Origin of the sequence: Pseudomonas sihuiensis (genome assembly GCF_900106015.1) — a bacterium.
GTDB classification, from domain to species: domain Bacteria; phylum Pseudomonadota; class Gammaproteobacteria; order Pseudomonadales; family Pseudomonadaceae; genus Aquipseudomonas; species Aquipseudomonas sihuiensis.
Window position 1 is genome coordinate 2,847,256 of record NZ_LT629797.1, and the last position, 14,202, is coordinate 2,861,457.

Here is a 14,202-nt window from a genome sequence, read left to right on the forward strand (position 1 = left end):
AAGGTTGTTCAGGGGTTTGCGGCATGAGTTGCCCCTCCCTTGGCCGAAGATCGCGGCAGACGCAGCCGCACCAGATTCCAGGTACGCACCTGCTCTTCCCACTCGTCGCCTTCGGCGGGGGTCAATGGCAGCGCCAGATTGCTGATCACCATCCAGTCGCCCTGCACCACGCTGCTGGCAGGGAACAGCAAGCCCAACGGGGCTCCGCTGGCGCTGAGGCCCTGGAAACCACCGGCACGTATACGGATCAGCCCCTGTTCATCGAGCCCCAAAAGCTGGTCGACCTGGTTGGCCAGCAGCCACAGCAGACCGTCGTGAAACAGCAGACCATCGGCTCCAGGCAGGCTTTCAGCCACCACCTGCAACTCACCGCCAGGCAGCGGCATGCGCAGCAGACGACCGTCACCAGCGTTGTTGATATAGAGATGGCGCTCGCCATCATCGAGGGCTAGTCCATTGGCGCCAAAGGGCAGGAAGCCCGCCGTCGCGAGGAGCGGATCACGCGACAGCACCTCAAGCGAGCAGGGTTTGCAGTGCGTGGCGTCAGCGATTCGATACAGCGCGCCCTGGAAGGAGTCGGACACATAGAGATCACCATTGCCGGCGAATACCAGGCCGTTGGGAGCAGGCATGCCACTGGCAGCGAACTCGATCCGGTCCTGGCTGCCGTCCGGGTTGTCCACCATGCGAGCCGCCGGGGCTGGCGGAACGAGCCGGGGGAAATCGAGCACATCTTCCACCGGGGTGTCCGCCGTGAAGTCGGCCAGGATGCGTTGCAGCTTGCCGGCACCGAAATTGAGGATGTAGAGCTGGCCGTCGGCATAGCCCAGCCCGGTCAGCGGCATGCCGGCGAATGATCGCTGCGCCAGCAGGCGGCCATCGGCTGCGTAACGAAGCAGTTGATTGTTACGCTCGGAGGCGGGCTGGCGCATATCGAACGTGCCGACGTAGATGTCGCCGTTGCGTGGGTTGCTTGCCAGGCCTTCGGGGTAGCGCACCCCTGACGGCAACTCGACGAATGGCTCGACCTCGAGCACCTGGGGCCCGAGCGGCTGCGCCTGGCTGGCAGCAAACGCACCGGCCAGCACCAGACAGATGCCCCAGCTGCACGTCGACGGACTCATATAGCCTCCCCTCGCGTCGATCCACATCGAACGCTTCTGAAGGCTCGTCAGCTCGAACGGCGACTGGCGAGCGTTGAGTCGATGCTCGCCGTAGTGCGTGGTCGCTCACTACGTAAAATCGGCAAATCTCACTACCCGGCGATTTGCCTGTTTTACGTAGCGAGCACCGTTGCACGCGCGCAGCCTGAGTGCTCCCCTTCGGCCAGGACACCGCCATGCAACCGCGAATGACGCCTCGCCAGCGCGCTCGCCAGGCCTCCCATGAGCAATTGCTGCAGCAGGTGCTGGAGCTGCTACCGCTGGCCGGCGGGCGCACGCCTCGTCTGACCGAGCTATGTCGAATGGTGGGCGTCAGTGAGCGGACCTTGCGCAGCGCCTTCGTGCATACGCTGGGCATGGCGCCGGCACGTTATCTGCGCCTGCGACGCCTGCACCTGCTGCGCGCCGCACTGGCCATAGCCGATGGGCAACAGAGCAGCGTCGCGGCGATTGCACAGCGTTTCGGTTATACCGACTGCGGACGTATGGCCGCGGAGTACTACAGAGTTTTCGGCGAGTATCCCAGTACCACCTTGCAGCGACCGCTCAACGCGAGTTGAGCGGCTCGGCAAGCACGCGGCGACTGCGCAGTGATTGCGACGGCAACTCACCGAAATAGAGCCGGTACAAACCTGCGAAGCGACCGAAATCCCAGACCCCGAAACGGGCACAGATCTCGGTGATGGTCTCATTGGCCTGCGCATGCAGAATGGCCCGGCGGATCGCATGAAGACGATGCTGCATGAGATAGCGGTGCGGGCTCATGCCCAGGTAGCGGGTGAACAGATTGCGTAATGTGCGCTCCGAGGTGCTACACGCCTGACACAGATCGGACATATGCAGCGGCGCATCCGGTGTCGCCTCCAGCAGTTCCAGGGCACGGCGGAGAATCTGCTGATGCCCGGCGTGATTTCGCGGAGCCAGTGTCACCGGCAACAGGCTGTGAAACACCAGCGCCATCAACTCTGCCTGCGCTGCACGCTCGGCCGCCGGCACATGCAGGTCCTGCGGCGCACAGTGGTCGATGCGTAACAGACGCAGCGCCAGCCATATCAGCGGCGCCAGATCCTGTTGAGCCACACAGACCAGGTTGCGGGAAAGAATCGACAGATCGAACTCGTCTTCATGCTGCTGCGCCCAACGCAGTACCAGCTCGCACGACATGGCCACCGTCATCCAGCTCGCAGGCTGGCTGGCATCGATGTGGAACATGGCTTCAGGCACCATCCAGCCGATCAATCGACGGTCGAGGCGCTTGCCGCCCAGTACCGTGCATTCGTGCCGGCTCAGCGGCAGGAAGATATTGAAGAAGCCCGGCAGACCGACGCCACTGTAGACCGTGCCCGCCCCCTCGCGACCGAACATCAGCGCCACGCCATCGAGCTCGACGACATGTAAACGCCAGTCGCGCTGCTGCCGTGAACGCAGCAGATAACGGCCCTCTACCCCGTACAAGGCCTCCTCGAACTCATCGAAGTCGGCGCAGATCAACCTGCTCATCTTGCCCCCACAACAAACGCTAGGCGCTTGGTATAGAACCACCTGGAATCAACAAGAGAAACCAGTGTAGAAGCATTCGCATCCGTTTGCCGTTCCAGTCATCTGCGCATTTCGCTCGCTACCCAATGACGTCTGTGCCTTGCAGCCGAGGCGTCCAGTCCTCGACCTCGGCTTTTTCCAGGCGTCGCTCCAGGGTTCTGCGCCAGGACGGCACCAGCGGCAGGGCCAGGCATTCACGCAACAGCTCGGGCTCCACGCGCTTGTCGAACAACACCGCCGAAAGACGGCTGAGCGGCCAATCGGCATGAATGCGCTCCACCACCTGCAACCGGTCTCCCACGCCAACCACGCCTTCCTGCAGAACCCGGTAATACCAGCCGGTACGGCCGGACTGCTGCACCCTCAGCGCCAGGTTGGCCACGCCGAAGCGATCACTCAGTTTCCAGCACGGCATGCGCCCCTGGGAAACCTGCAGCAGGGCGGACCCCGCATGTATCAGGTCGCCCAGACAGACGTCATCCTCGGTCCAACCCGTGGTGCTGAAGTTTTCGCCGAAAGCACCGGGTTGCATCAGCAGTGGATGCTCGCCCAACTCGGCCAGCCAGGCGGCGTAGTGTTCGCGCGGATAGTGATGAATGGCCTTTTCCACGCCGCCATGCACCCGCAGGTCGCCCTGCTCGTCTCCGGCCAGCCCCAGCGTGGTCACCGCCAGGGCTTCCTGGCGTGGCACCTTGGCAATGCCGCTGCGCGAGCCAGGCCGGGTGAAAGGCTGGGCACGCCCCGTCAGCAATGCATCGAGTTGCAGGCTGTTCATGCGGCCTCCGGGGGCTGATGTTCGCGGCAGATCAATTGGGCATCGCTTGGCTGCAGCGGCTCCTGGGTCAGACCGCAGAACGGCTGACCATCGACCTGCTGGTGAAAGCGGCAGCTGCCACAGAGACCGAAGCCCGGCACATCGGTGTCGCGCTGAATTTCCCGCAGAAGATCGGTCAGCAGATTTTTCAACTGCCCTGCCTGAGCCCCCAGGCGCGCTTCGCCGGCAGCGAGGAAATCCGGCGGCAGCAGCGTCTGCAGCAACGCCCAGGCCGGGTCGGTGAGCGCCAGGTGCACGCTGCGCTTATCGCGTGCGTCCTGCGTCTTGATGATCAGCCCCTTGCCTTCCAGCGCCTTGAGCGACTGCGACACCGTGCCCTTGGTCAGGCCGAGGTAGTCGGTCACCCCCAGCGGTGTATTCGAATAGTGGTTGCAGCGCGCCAGGTACATCAGCGCACTGAGTTGGATGGGCTGCAACTCGGCCAGCAGCGGGTGCTGGCGAAACCAGATACGGGTCAGGCTGGAAAGTCTTTCGAGCAGATCGAAGAGAGTCGTGTCGGTCATGTATCACTCCTGTCGAAACATAGTATCGACTAAACACCATATTGACAAAGATCGGTTTGAGCGTAGCCTGTGATTCAGTATCGATTCGATACCAAATTGACGAGCAGGAGATTGACCATGACTCAAGCACGCTTCTATCACGCCGGCTGCCCCGTCTGCGTATCGGCCGAACAGACCCTGTTGAACCTGCTGGCTCCGGAGGTGAAGGTGGAGATCGTTCACCTCGGCGAACAGGCCACCCGAGTGGCGGAAGCCGAACAGGCCGGGGTCAAGTCGGTCCCCGCACTGGTAGTCGACGGCCAGGTGCTGCACCTGAACTTCGGCGCTTCCATCGACGACCTGAAGTAATCCAGAGCGTGCGAGACGCCCTGCGGCGTCTCGCCCCCCAGCGAGGAGAAACCGCATGAAAGTGAATGTTTTCGATACCCACGTACGCACGCGCGACGGCCGTTACCTGCACTTCGATGTACTGATCGAGGGTAACGACCAGGGGCGAGCCAACCAGTTCGCCCAGGACTGGATGGCCGAACGCGGCCTGCAAGGCGACGATATCGAACAAAGCCGCTGCCAGTTCTGCCACAGCGAGCCCGCACACCCCGAAGTCGCTGCGGCCATCAGCAGCAAAGGCTATTTCATCATTCCTCTGCAAGGCTGCTAGGAGACACCCCATGAACGCGTATCGCCCCTTGAATTGCGACCTGCACGACTACCTGGAAATTGCCTGCATGCATGGCTATCGCTTGCTGATCGAACGACTCGAAGGTCCGAGCGTCGAGGCCAGGGCGCTGACCACGCGCACGACAGCCAGCAAGGAAGAATTTCTGGTGGTGCAAGGCGACACCGGCCAGCAGGAGCTACGCCTGGATCGCTTGCTGGCCATCACCCCGCTCAACACCGGCGCCAGCTTCGGGCGGATCGTGCTGGCCGACAGTTACTGCGCCGTCTGAACGCCTCTCATCTGCCTGAAACCAGGTCGCATTGCATCCGAGGATGAATCACCCATGCCCATCTTCCGCCTCACCATCCGTTATGACGATCAATTGCTTGGCCATTTCGAGTCCGATCTGCCTGCGGCACTGCAGGCCATCCGGAAAATCGCTGCCAGCCTGAGCGCGTCAGGGTACAGTCTCGACCTGCTCGTGGCGCACAGCGAACGGCGTCTACTGGAAACTGGCCCTGACGGCGTGCGCATGATCAGCCGGGAGCCACTGTTCGCCCCTGCACCTCTCAAGCAGTACCTGGACAGTGCCCCCTGACGAAATCACCTTGCACACTGGATAGACGCGGCATGCAGCATTGCGATTACCTGATCATCGGCGCCGGCATTGCCGGCGCGTCCACCGGCTACTTCCTCGCCAGCCACGGCAAGACGCTGCTGCTCGAGCGCGAGGCGCAGCCCGGTTATCACGCCACCGGCCGCTCGGCCGCGCTCTACACCGTGGCCTACGGCACGCCGCAGGTCCGCGCGCTGACGGCCGCCAGCCGCGCCTTCTACGATGCCCCGCCAGCCGGTTTCGCCGAGCATCCCTTGCTCACGCCGCGTGGCGAGCTGGTGGTGGATTTCAGCGGTGACGCCGCCGAGTTGCAGCGCCAGTATGCGCAAGCCCGCAAGCATGTCACCGAGGCTCGTCTGCTCGACGCTGACGAGGCCTGCGCGCTGATTCCGGTGCTGCGCCGTGAGCTCGTGCATGGCGCACTGCTGGACCCCAGCGCCGCCGATATCGATACCGCAGCGCTGCACCAGGGTTACCTGCGTGGCATCCGCCAGCAAGGTGGGGAGATTCACTGCAACCGCGACGTGGTATCGATCATGCGCCACGCTGGCGGCTGGCGGGTGGATTGCGCCGGGCACAGCTACAGCGCGGCCGTGCTGATCAATGCGGCCGGTGCCTGGTGCGACGAAATCGCGGAGCTGGCCGGGCTGCCCGGCATCGGCCTGCAACCCAAGCGTCGTGCGGCCTTCACCTTTGATGGTGCGCCGGGCGTCGACTGCCAGGCCTGGCCGGCGCTGGTGAGCCTGGATGAGTCCTTCTACTTCAAACCCGATGCCGGCCTGCTGCTGGGCTCACCAGCCAATGCCGACCCGGTGGCGCCGCATGACGTGCAACCGGAAGAGCTGGATATCGCACTGGGCATCCATCAGATCGAGGCACACACCACCTTGCAGATTCGCCGCCCGGCGCATACCTGGGCCGGCCTGCGCAGCTTCGTCGCCGACGGCGATCTGGTCGGCGGCTTCGACACTCACGCGGATGACTTCTTCTGGGTAGCAGCGCAGGGCGGCTACGGCATCCAGACCAGCGCGGCCATGGGCCAGGCCTGTGCGGCGCTGATCCGCCGGCAGCCGCTGCCGGAACACTTGGTAAAAGCCGGCCTTAACGAGGCGATACTCAGCCCAGGGCGCCTGCTGGGCTGAGCAGTTGGAAGGTTTTCAGCCGCCAGTGGCCTCGTTCTTTGAGGCCAACTGCCGCTCTCACACACTCAATTCCATTACCCGATCCTGCCCTGGAATCAGGTTTCCACGCCCTGCTCGAGTGGTTTCTCGGGATCTTCCTGCTGTGCCTCGGTGTCCTGCTCCTTATCATCCTTGCCCAAGGCGCGATTGGTGGACTCCTGCAGAGAGTCCACCTGGCGGTTGACCTCATCGACCACTTCGCCGACCGACCCCTCGATCAGCGCCTGCGCTTCCTTCTTCGCCTCCTCCGCGAGTTTCTGCGCTGACTGTTCGGCCGCATCGCAGCCGACCAGAGTTATCAACGCCAGGCCCAGTGCGACAGGCGCAAGTCGGTTTTTCCAGTGTGTGTGCATCATGGCTCTCCAGTTTCGAGGACCCGGCCAGACGTTGTGCATAGCCGGGTTAAAGTCTGTGATCAGATCTGCGCGGGCGGCTGGCCGCGGGTCTTGTACAGCGACAGCAGCACACCGCCGATCAGCAGGCCCAGGGTTACGCTCAGGGACACCACCGCCGGGATCTTGCCGATGATGCCGACCAGGAAGATCTTCGCGCCGATGAACACCAGAACCAGGGCCAGCGCGTACTTGAGGTAGGCGAAGCGGTGGATCAGCGCAGCCAGGGCGAAGTACAGGGCGCGCAGGCCGAGGATGGCGAAGATGTTCGAGGTGTAGACGATGAACGGGTCCTGGGTGATGGCGAAGATCGCCGGCACGCTATCGATGGCGAACACCAGGTCGGCGCACTCGATCATGATCAGCGCCAGGAACAGCGGCGTCACCCACAGCACGCTGCGGCCCTGGCCATCGTCCTGACGGACGAAGAAGCGCTGGCCATGCAGATTGTCGGTAACACGCAGATGCTTGCGCAGGAACTTCACCAGCACGTTGTTCTGCAAGTCCGGCGCATCGTCGAGCTTGGAGAACAGCATCTTCACGCCGGTGAAGAACAGGAAGGCACCGAACACGTAGAGGATCCAGGCGAACTCGTGGATCAGCGCGGCGCCCAGGCCGATCATGATCGCCCGTAGCACCAGCACGCCCATGATTCCCCAGAACAGCACCTTGTGCTGGTACTGCCGCGGGATGGCGAGAAAGCTGAAGATCATGGCCATGAGAAACACGTTGTCCATCGACAGCGATTTCTCGATCAGAAAGCCGGTGAGGTAATCCATGCTGGCGTCGCCGCCCTTCTGGAAGAACACCCAGACACCGAACAGCAGACCCGCAGTGATGTAGCCACCCGACAGCAATAGGCTCTCGCGCACGCCGATTTCGCGGTTATCGCGATGCAGCACGCCAAGGTCGAAGGCCAGCAGGGAGATGACGACAGCGATGAAGACCAGCCACAACCAGGTGGCCGTGCCGAGGAAGTCGGCGAAGAGAAACGGTTCTAGGGCAGTCATGAGCCCCTCCTACAGTCAGATTGAACAGACTGTGATTCCGACATCGCGGTGTTAACCGCCAGAGGGGCCCGGCATCACGGGCGCAAAGATACTCAGGCCAAGAATGCTGCTCAACGAGACGATTTTTGCAAAGTATTTCCGGCTCTACGCCGCTACAGAGCCTGCTGCCGTCTTGTAGGAGCCAGCTTGCTGGCGATCAGCCGCCGGCACCAGGATCGCCCGCAAGCGGGCTCCTACGGGGTTCGCTGTTTATCCGAAGGTTTCAGAACAGTCCGAGCTGCCCGTCCACCAACCGCTCGAAGTCGCCGCCGACGAACGGCAGGATGGCATCGGCCACCGGCTTCAGCTGGCGGCTGATGTAATGCTCGTAGTCCACCGGCGACAGCAGACGCTCCAGCGGTTGCGGCCCGCCTGTGGTGATCAGATAGCTGATCCAGCCGCCACGCTGATATTGCAGCGGCCGGCCAAGACGCTGGTTGTGCTCGTCGGCCAGGCGCGCGGCGCGCACATGCGGCGGCACGTTGCGCTGGTAGTCGTCGAGGCGCCGACGCAAACGCTTGCGATACACCAGCAACTCGTCCAGCTCGCCGGCCAGGGTGCTTTTGACGTAGGCGCGCACGTAGTCCTCGTACGGCAGCCCGGCAAACACCAGGCGATACAGCTCCTGCTGAAAGCGCTGCGCCAGCGGCGACCAGTCGGTGCGTACCGTCTCCAGCCCCTTGAATACCATGCGCTCGCTGCCATCGGCGCCGAGCACCAGACCAGCGTAGCGCTTCTTGCTGCCCTCTTCGGTGCCACGGATAGTGGGCATGAGAAAGCGTCGATAGTGGGTTTCGTACTGCAACTCCAGCGCGCTGGTCAGGCCATGCTCCTGCTGCAGATGCTCACGCCACCAAGCGTTCACGCAGGCCACCAGTGCGCGGCCGATGCGCGTTGCCTCGTCCTCGTCATGAGCACGGCCGAGCCAGACGAAAGTGGAGTCGGTGTCGCCGTAGATCACCGCATGCCCCTCGGCTTCGATCAGCTCACGAGTGCGCTTCATGATCTGGTGCCCGCGCAGGGTGATCGACGAAGCCAGGCGCGGATCGAAGAAACGGCAGCCGCTGGAGCCAAGCACGCCGTAGAAAGCGTTCATGATGATCTTAAGGGCCTGCGACAAGGCCGCGTTGCCGTCACGCTTGGCCGCCTCACGGCCCTGCCAGACGCGCTCGACGATGGCCGGCAGACAGTGCCGGGTACGCGAGAAGCGCGCGCCGCGAAAGCCCTCCACCGAGTGCTCGTCATCCGGCTGATGCAGCCCCTCGACCAGGCCCAGCGGGTCGATCAGAAAGCTGCGGATGATCGACGGATACAGGCTCTTGTAGTCCAGCACCAGCACCGAGTCGTACAGCCCGGGGCGCGAATCCATGACGAAGCCGCCGGGGCTGTTCTCGCCACGAATGTCGCCGAGATTCGGCGCGACGAAACCTAGGCGGTGCATGGGCGGCAGGTACAGGTGGGTGAAAGCCGCCACCGAGCCACCGCTGCGGTCGGCCGCCAGGCCGGTGACGCTGGAGCGTTCGAGGAGGAAAGCGAGCAGATCGGTGTGGGCGAAGATACGCGTGACCAGCTCGCAGTCCTTGAGGTTGTAGAGGGCCAGCGCCGGCTTGTCCTCGTCGAACATGCGCTGGATCTCGTCCATCCGTGCATAGGGCGTGTCGATCGCCTTGCCTTCACCGAGCAACGTCTGCGCTACCGACTCCAGGCTGAACGAGGGGAAGCTCCAGGTCGCCGAACGCAACGCCTCGATACCATCGATGATCAGCCGCCCGGCCGCCTCGGCGAAGTAGTGCTGGCTGCTGTTGTGCTGGCGCCAGCCCATCACGTCGCCGCCACGCCCCAGCAGCAGCGGCACCTTGAGTTGCTCGGCGTGATCGCGCAGCACGCGCAGGTCGAACTGCACCAGGTTCCAGCCGATGATGGCGTCCGGGTCATACCGCTGCAGCCAGTCATTCAGGCGTTCGAGCAGCGCCTTGCGGCTGTCGCAGTATTCCAGGTCGAAGTCGACGATGCTGGCGTCACCATTGACTGGGCCGAGCATGTACACCTGGCGCTGACCACAACCTTCCAGGGCGATGGAATACAGCTCGCCGCGGGCGCTGGTCTCGATATCCAGCGACACCAGGCGCAGCGTCGGGCGGTAATCAGACGCGGGTTTGAGCGACTTGCACAGCAGGCTGCCGCCTTCCTGCTCGATACCGTCGAACAGCACGCTGGCGGTGATAAAGCGCTCCATCAGGTAGCGATCCGGCGGTCGGATATCGGCCTCGTAGACATCCACGCCGACCTGACGCAGCTTCTTCTCCAGCTGCAGCAACTGGCGGTACTGGCGGCAGTACAAACCCAGCACCGGGCGGCGCTTGAAGTCGCGCAAGGTCAGCTCGCGTAGCTCGACGCCTTTCTCATTACGCAATAGCGGCTCGGCCCAGGCGCGCTGCTCAGCGGGAATGAAAGCCACCGTCTCCTGGCACGGCAGACGTATCTGGCGCGGGCCTGCATCGGTCGCCAGCCAGAAGGCCACTTCCGTGCCCTCTGGCGTATCGCGCCAATGGCGGCTAAGCACGAAGCCTTGCTGGGATTGCGTCATCGGGATTGGGTCACGGGTTGCACGACAGGTCATGAGCCCCTGTAGGAGCGGCTTCAGCCGCGATAGTCGCCGCTAAAGCGCCTCCCACAAGATTTGGCGCCTCAAGCTGGCCGGCCATTCTACGCCAGCGGTTACAATGGCGCCTTTTCCGCGGAACAACGCGATGAGTCACACACCTCCCTACGGCACCGGCGATGCCTCCTACCAAGCGGCTGGTGGCATCGACGGCCTGCGCCGTCTGGTCGATGATTTCTACCGACTGATGGACGAACGCCCTGAGGCTACTGCCCTGCGCGCACTGCACCCCGCCGACCTGAGCACCTCGCGCGACAAGCTGGCGTGCTTCTTGAGCGGTTGGCTGGGCGGGCCGCGCCTGTTCGCCGAGAAATACGGCAGCATCAGCATTCCGGCCTTTCATGCCCAGTGGCCGATCGATCAGGCGCTGGCCGAAAGCTGGCTGAGCTGCATGGCCAGCGCCATCGCCCTACAGAACTATGCACCCGCCTTCGCCGACTACCTGCTGACCCAGCTGCGCGTCCCCGCGGAACGCTCGGTACAGGCCAGTCAAAACCGTCATCGCAAGGAAACCTGATATGACTGACGAACTGATCATCGAAGACCTGCAACTCGGCGACGGCAAGGCCGTGGTCAAGGGCGCCCTGATCACCACCCAGTACCGCGGCTGGCTGGCCGACGGCAGCGAGTTCGACTCCTCCTGGTCGCGCGGCAAACCGTTCCAGTGCGTGATCGGCACCGGCCGGGTGATCAAGGGCTGGGACCAGGGTCTGATGGGCATGCAGGTCGGTGGCAAACGCAAGCTGCAGGTGCCAGCTCACCTGGGTTATGGCGAGCGCAGCGTCGGCTCGATTCCACCCAACTCCAACCTGACCTTCGAGATCGAGCTGCTGGAAGTGCTGACCCGCGATGACTGACACCGCCCTCGCCACCCTGCGCGAGCACCTGCTGCAGGCATTGGAAAACCACCCCGGCCACGAGACCCGCCGCCTGTTCCATGGCCGCGGCCGCTGCTGGCCGGGGCTGGAGCAGATTACCGTCGACTGGCTCTCCGGCGTGGTGCTGGTGATGCTGTTCCGCGAGCCGTCGCCAGCACTACGGCCGCTGCTCATGGAACTGCTGGAAACACCGCAATGGCAGGCCAGCGGTGCGCGCGGCCTGCTGCTGCAGCACCGCTATGTGCAGGGCAGCGAGAGCGAATGGCTGGCCGGCGAGCCACAGGCGCAATGGTCGATCATCGAGGACGGCCTGCGCTACCTGCTCGACCTCGGCAGCAAGCAGAACAGCGGGCTGTTCCTCGATATGCGTCTGGGTCGCCACTGGGTGCGCGAACAGGCGGCCGGCAAACGCGTGCTCAACCTGTTCGCCTACACCTGCGGCTTCTCCGTGGCGGCGATTGCCGGCGGTGCCGCGCAGGTGGTCAACCTGGACATGGCGCGCGCAGCGCTGTCCCGCGGGCGCGACAACCATCGCCTGAACGAGCACGACCTGAGCCGGGTGGAGTTTCTCGGCCACGAGCTGTTCAAGTCCTGGGGCAAGGTGCGCAAGAGCGGGCCTTATGACCTGGTGATCATCGACCCGCCAAGCTTTCAGAAAGGCAGCTTCGCCCTCACCCAGGACTACCGCAAGATCCTCCGTCGCCTGCCCGAGCTGCTCAGCGAGCACGGTACGGTGCTGGCCTGCGTCAACGACCCGGATATCGGCCCGGACTTTCTCATTGAGGGCATGGCCGCCGAGGCGCCGCAACTGCGCTTTATCGAGCGCCTGGACAACCCACCGGAGTTTCCTGACATCTCGCCCGAAAGCGGCCTGAAGGCTCTGGTGTTCCAACAGGGATAAACCTGTGGGAGGGGCTTTAGCCGCGACGTGAACAGATCGCGGCTAAAGCCCCTCCTACAATCCAGCTACCGAATACCCAGCCGCTTGGCCAAACGGCTGAGGTTGGCACGATCCACACCCAGCTCACGCGCCGCATCGGCCCATTTGCCCTGATGGCGCGCCAGGCACTGCTCGATCAGTTGGCGCTGAAAAACATCCACCGCCGCACGCAGCTCCAGGCCTGCCGGAGGTAGATCAATGGGCGCCAGCACGTCGTCTGAGGCAGCCATCGCCTGGGCCGTCGGCAAATCCAGGTCCTGTATGTCCAGACTGAGAATGCGCGGGCGCTCGCCGTGGCGCGCCAGCGCCTTGATCGCCGCACGGCCAATCAGGTGTTCCAGTTCACGCACGTTGCCCGGCCAATCATGACCGAGCAGCGCCTTCTGCGCCTCAGGGCTCAGGCGTAGGCTGCGCAGCCCGAGCCGAGCGCGGTTCTCTTCGAGGAAGTAGCCGGCCAGCAACAGCACATCGCGACCACGTTCACGCAGCGGCGGCACCGGCAACGGGTAAACGCTCAGGCGGTGATACAGGTCGGCACGAAAGCGTCCGGCGCGCACCTCAGCCGCCAGGTCGCGGTTGGTGGCGGCGATCACCCGCACGTCGACGCGGTGTTCGCGATCCGAACCGACCCGCTGCAACTGCCCACTCTGCAGCACGCGCAGCAGCTTGGCCTGGATCGCCAGCGGCAGTTCACCCACTTCGTCGAGAAACAGGCTGCCGCCATCGGCCAGCTCGAACTTGCCGCTGCGCTCGCTCATGGCCCCGGAGAAGGCGCCGCGTACATGGCCAAACAGTTCGCTCTCCACCAGCGCATCGGGTAACGCCGCGCAGTTGATGCTGACCAGCGGACGCTGCGCCCGCGGCGAGGCGGCGTGGATCGCCTCGGCCACCAACTCCTTGCCGACCCCGGTCTCGCCGGTGATCAGCACGGTCAGCGGGCTGTCACCGACCAGGCGAATCTCGTCCTGCAGCTTGCGCAGCGCCGCGCTCTGCCCCACCAGCTCGCGCGGTTGCTGCCGCGCCTGTTTGTACAGCTCGGTGAGCTGGCGCTCAGCCTCGACCCGCTGCGCCAGGCCGCTGATGCGCTGGCTGACCTTGACCGTGGCCGCGGCCAGGCTGGCAAAGGCCTCGAGGCTGTCCAGATCGAGCCGACCGAAACTGGCCGGGTCGAGCGAATCCAGGGTCAGCAGGCCCCAGAGCTGCTCGTCCAGGTACAGCGGGCAACCGAGGCAGTCGTGCACTTCCAGGTGGCCATGCAGCCCCTCGACCAGGCCGTCGTAGGGGTCAGGCAGGCCGCAGTCGGCAGCGAAACGCGTCGGTCCGGCGTGCTCCAGCAACGCAGCCAGACGCGGATGCTCGCTGACTCTGAAGCGCCGTCCCAGGGTATCGGCACTCAGCCCCTCGACCGCCAGGGGCACCAGAATTTCGCCATCGAGTCGCAGCAGCGCCACGGCATCGCAAGGGAACAACTGACGCAAGGCCGCGAGCAGGCGGCGATAACGCTCGCCATCATCCAGCTCGCGAGACAGATCGGCGACCAGAGGAATAAGAGTTTCCAGCAGAGGATTAGCGGTCATTTCGACTACTCAAAGTCTTTATGACTCACACGCGATGCGAGTCATTAGCACAACAAAATAAATAAGCCACTGATTTTTAAGGATTATTTAGTTGGCACACTTACTGATAGGTATCGATCGCTAACGCTAGCACGCCACAACTGGCCAGACGAGCCACACCGGCGCCTTCAGGGCGCCTCTAAAAACGTAGTCGAGGCAGTCAGCACAAG

The 14,202-nt window shown here is 63.7% G+C and carries 17 protein-coding genes; 9 read left to right on the forward strand and 8 right to left on the reverse strand.

All coding sequences use genetic code 11. From position 1 onward, the window contains the following. Positions 1 to 8: 8 nt before the first annotated feature. Complete coding sequence (locus BLT86_RS13395) at positions 9 to 1,124, reverse strand: SMP-30/gluconolactonase/LRE family protein (protein ID WP_092377346.1); 1,116 nt, start codon at positions 1,122 to 1,124, stop codon at positions 9 to 11. Positions 1,125 to 1,339: 215 nt separating this feature from the next. Here BLT86_RS13395 and BLT86_RS13400 point away from each other — a divergent pair, with 215 nt between their 5' ends. Continuing rightward, positions 1,340 to 1,723, forward strand: a complete 384-nt coding sequence (locus BLT86_RS13400; RefSeq protein ID WP_021488718.1) for a helix-turn-helix domain-containing protein — start codon at positions 1,340 to 1,342, stop codon at positions 1,721 to 1,723. Here the strand turns inward: BLT86_RS13400 and BLT86_RS13405 are convergent. The 3 genes from BLT86_RS13405 to BLT86_RS13415 form a co-directional block, all read right to left on the reverse strand. Continuing rightward, the gene (locus BLT86_RS13405) at positions 1,710 to 2,663 is read right to left on the reverse strand and encodes a helix-turn-helix domain-containing protein (RefSeq protein WP_045734815.1); all 954 of its coding nucleotides are present in this window, start codon (positions 2,661 to 2,663) and stop codon (positions 1,710 to 1,712) included. The two genes, BLT86_RS13400 and BLT86_RS13405, sit on opposite strands and share 14 nt — an antisense overlap. A gap of 118 nt (positions 2,664 to 2,781) precedes the next feature. Next, positions 2,782 to 3,477 carry an MOSC domain-containing protein gene (locus BLT86_RS13410; protein ID WP_092377349.1) on the reverse strand — a complete coding sequence of 232 codons (696 nt, stop codon included), beginning with the start codon at positions 3,475 to 3,477 and terminating at the stop codon, positions 2,782 to 2,784. After that, the gene (locus BLT86_RS13415) at positions 3,474 to 4,040 is read right to left on the reverse strand and encodes a MarR family winged helix-turn-helix transcriptional regulator (protein WP_059392946.1); all 567 of its coding nucleotides are present in this window, start codon (positions 4,038 to 4,040) and stop codon (positions 3,474 to 3,476) included. Before BLT86_RS13415 ends, BLT86_RS13410 begins: the two co-directional genes overlap by 4 nt. Before the next feature lie 117 nt (positions 4,041 to 4,157). On the opposite strand from BLT86_RS13415, the gene BLT86_RS13420 reads away from it, so the two are divergent. Genes BLT86_RS13420 through BLT86_RS13440 form a run of 5 tightly spaced genes read left to right on the forward strand, consistent with a single transcriptional unit; the run spans position 4,158 to position 6,456 of the window. Next, positions 4,158 to 4,388, forward strand: a complete 231-nt coding sequence (locus BLT86_RS13420; protein WP_017675260.1) for a thioredoxin family protein — start codon at positions 4,158 to 4,160, stop codon at positions 4,386 to 4,388. Positions 4,389 to 4,443: 55 nt separating this feature from the next. Next, the gene (locus BLT86_RS13425; RefSeq protein WP_017675261.1) at positions 4,444 to 4,698 is read left to right on the forward strand and encodes a DUF2024 family protein; all 255 of its coding nucleotides are present in this window, start codon (positions 4,444 to 4,446) and stop codon (positions 4,696 to 4,698) included. Positions 4,699 to 4,708: 10 nt separating this feature from the next. Then, positions 4,709 to 4,987, forward strand: a complete 279-nt coding sequence (locus BLT86_RS13430) for a Rho-binding antiterminator (RefSeq protein ID WP_092377353.1) — start codon at positions 4,709 to 4,711, stop codon at positions 4,985 to 4,987. Positions 4,988 to 5,041: 54 nt separating this feature from the next. Then, the gene (locus BLT86_RS13435; protein ID WP_092377356.1) at positions 5,042 to 5,296 is read left to right on the forward strand and encodes a cytoplasmic protein; all 255 of its coding nucleotides are present in this window, start codon (positions 5,042 to 5,044) and stop codon (positions 5,294 to 5,296) included. Positions 5,297 to 5,328: 32 nt separating this feature from the next. Then, a complete protein-coding gene (locus BLT86_RS13440) occupies positions 5,329 to 6,456 on the forward strand; it encodes an NAD(P)/FAD-dependent oxidoreductase (protein ID WP_092377359.1) in 1,128 nt (375 codons plus the stop codon). Positions 6,457 to 6,551: 95 nt separating this feature from the next. Here the strand turns inward: BLT86_RS13440 and BLT86_RS13445 are convergent, their stop codons facing one another. From BLT86_RS13445 to BLT86_RS13455, 3 genes are all read right to left on the reverse strand, one after another. Further along, positions 6,552 to 6,851, reverse strand: a complete 300-nt coding sequence (locus BLT86_RS13445) for a hypothetical protein (RefSeq protein ID WP_231976542.1) — start codon at positions 6,849 to 6,851, stop codon at positions 6,552 to 6,554. 59 nt (positions 6,852 to 6,910) lie between these two features. Beyond that, positions 6,911 to 7,897, reverse strand: coding sequence for a TerC family protein (locus tag BLT86_RS13450; protein WP_021488726.1), 987 nt, complete (start codon positions 7,895 to 7,897; stop codon positions 6,911 to 6,913). Between the two features lie 262 nt (positions 7,898 to 8,159). Continuing rightward, positions 8,160 to 10,523: a DNA polymerase II gene (locus BLT86_RS13455; protein ID WP_092377362.1), complete on the reverse strand. Its 2,364-nt coding sequence runs from the start codon at positions 10,521 to 10,523 to the stop codon at positions 8,160 to 8,162. Positions 10,524 to 10,686: 163 nt separating this feature from the next. Here BLT86_RS13455 and BLT86_RS13460 point away from each other — a divergent pair, with 163 nt between their 5' ends. The 3 genes from BLT86_RS13460 to BLT86_RS13470 are packed head-to-tail and all read left to right on the forward strand — an operon-like array spanning position 10,687 to position 12,377. Continuing rightward, positions 10,687 to 11,115 (forward strand): group II truncated hemoglobin, encoded by a 429-nt coding sequence (locus BLT86_RS13460; RefSeq protein WP_197676063.1) that lies wholly within the window; start codon positions 10,687 to 10,689, stop codon positions 11,113 to 11,115. 1 nt (position 11,116) lies between these two features. Then, on the forward strand, positions 11,117 to 11,455 hold the full coding sequence (locus BLT86_RS13465) for an FKBP-type peptidyl-prolyl cis-trans isomerase (RefSeq protein WP_059392951.1): 339 nt from the start codon (positions 11,117 to 11,119) through the stop codon (positions 11,453 to 11,455). Beyond that, positions 11,448 to 12,377, forward strand: a complete 930-nt coding sequence (locus tag BLT86_RS13470) for a class I SAM-dependent methyltransferase (RefSeq protein ID WP_092377368.1) — start codon at positions 11,448 to 11,450, stop codon at positions 12,375 to 12,377. Before BLT86_RS13465 ends, BLT86_RS13470 begins: the two co-directional genes overlap by 8 nt. A 65-nt stretch (positions 12,378 to 12,442) precedes the next feature. Here the strand turns inward: BLT86_RS13470 and norR are convergent, their stop codons facing one another. Beyond that, a complete protein-coding gene (norR, locus tag BLT86_RS13475; RefSeq protein ID WP_064495645.1) occupies positions 12,443 to 13,993 on the reverse strand; it encodes a nitric oxide reductase transcriptional regulator NorR in 1,551 nt (516 codons plus the stop codon). Positions 13,994 to 14,202 lie beyond the last annotated feature (209 nt).

Excerpts from the sequence above, each read along its gene's own strand:
- BLT86_RS13470 (WP_092377368.1), top strand. The coding sequence starts at position 11,448 with ATGACTGACACCGCCCTCGCCACCCTGCGCGAGCACCTGCTGCAGGCA.
- BLT86_RS13465 (WP_059392951.1), top strand. The coding sequence starts at position 11,117 with ATGACTGACGAACTGATCATCGAAGACCTGCAACTCGGCGACGGCAAG.
- BLT86_RS13410 (WP_092377349.1), bottom strand. The coding sequence starts at position 3,477 with ATGAACAGCCTGCAACTCGATGCATTGCTGACGGGGCGTGCCCAGCCT.
- BLT86_RS13430 (WP_092377353.1), top strand. The coding sequence starts at position 4,709 with ATGAACGCGTATCGCCCCTTGAATTGCGACCTGCACGACTACCTGGAA.
- BLT86_RS13440 (WP_092377359.1), top strand. The coding sequence starts at position 5,329 with ATGCAGCATTGCGATTACCTGATCATCGGCGCCGGCATTGCCGGCGCG.
- BLT86_RS13435 (WP_092377356.1), top strand. The coding sequence starts at position 5,042 with ATGCCCATCTTCCGCCTCACCATCCGTTATGACGATCAATTGCTTGGC.
- norR (WP_064495645.1), bottom strand. The coding sequence starts at position 13,993 with ATGACCGCTAATCCTCTGCTGGAAACTCTTATTCCTCTGGTCGCCGAT.
- BLT86_RS13420 (WP_017675260.1), top strand. The coding sequence starts at position 4,158 with ATGACTCAAGCACGCTTCTATCACGCCGGCTGCCCCGTCTGCGTATCG.
- BLT86_RS13405 (WP_045734815.1), bottom strand. The coding sequence starts at position 2,663 with ATGAGCAGGTTGATCTGCGCCGACTTCGATGAGTTCGAGGAGGCCTTG.
- BLT86_RS13460 (WP_197676063.1), top strand. The coding sequence starts at position 10,687 with ATGAGTCACACACCTCCCTACGGCACCGGCGATGCCTCCTACCAAGCG.
- BLT86_RS13445 (WP_231976542.1), bottom strand. The coding sequence starts at position 6,851 with ATGATGCACACACACTGGAAAAACCGACTTGCGCCTGTCGCACTGGGC.
- BLT86_RS13425 (WP_017675261.1), top strand. The coding sequence starts at position 4,444 with ATGAAAGTGAATGTTTTCGATACCCACGTACGCACGCGCGACGGCCGT.
- BLT86_RS13415 (WP_059392946.1), bottom strand. The coding sequence starts at position 4,040 with ATGACCGACACGACTCTCTTCGATCTGCTCGAAAGACTTTCCAGCCTG.
- BLT86_RS13400 (WP_021488718.1), top strand. The coding sequence starts at position 1,340 with ATGCAACCGCGAATGACGCCTCGCCAGCGCGCTCGCCAGGCCTCCCAT.
- BLT86_RS13455 (WP_092377362.1), bottom strand. The coding sequence starts at position 10,523 with ATGACGCAATCCCAGCAAGGCTTCGTGCTTAGCCGCCATTGGCGCGAT.
- BLT86_RS13395 (WP_092377346.1), bottom strand. The coding sequence starts at position 1,124 with ATGAGTCCGTCGACGTGCAGCTGGGGCATCTGTCTGGTGCTGGCCGGT.
- BLT86_RS13450 (WP_021488726.1), bottom strand. The coding sequence starts at position 7,897 with ATGACTGCCCTAGAACCGTTTCTCTTCGCCGACTTCCTCGGCACGGCC.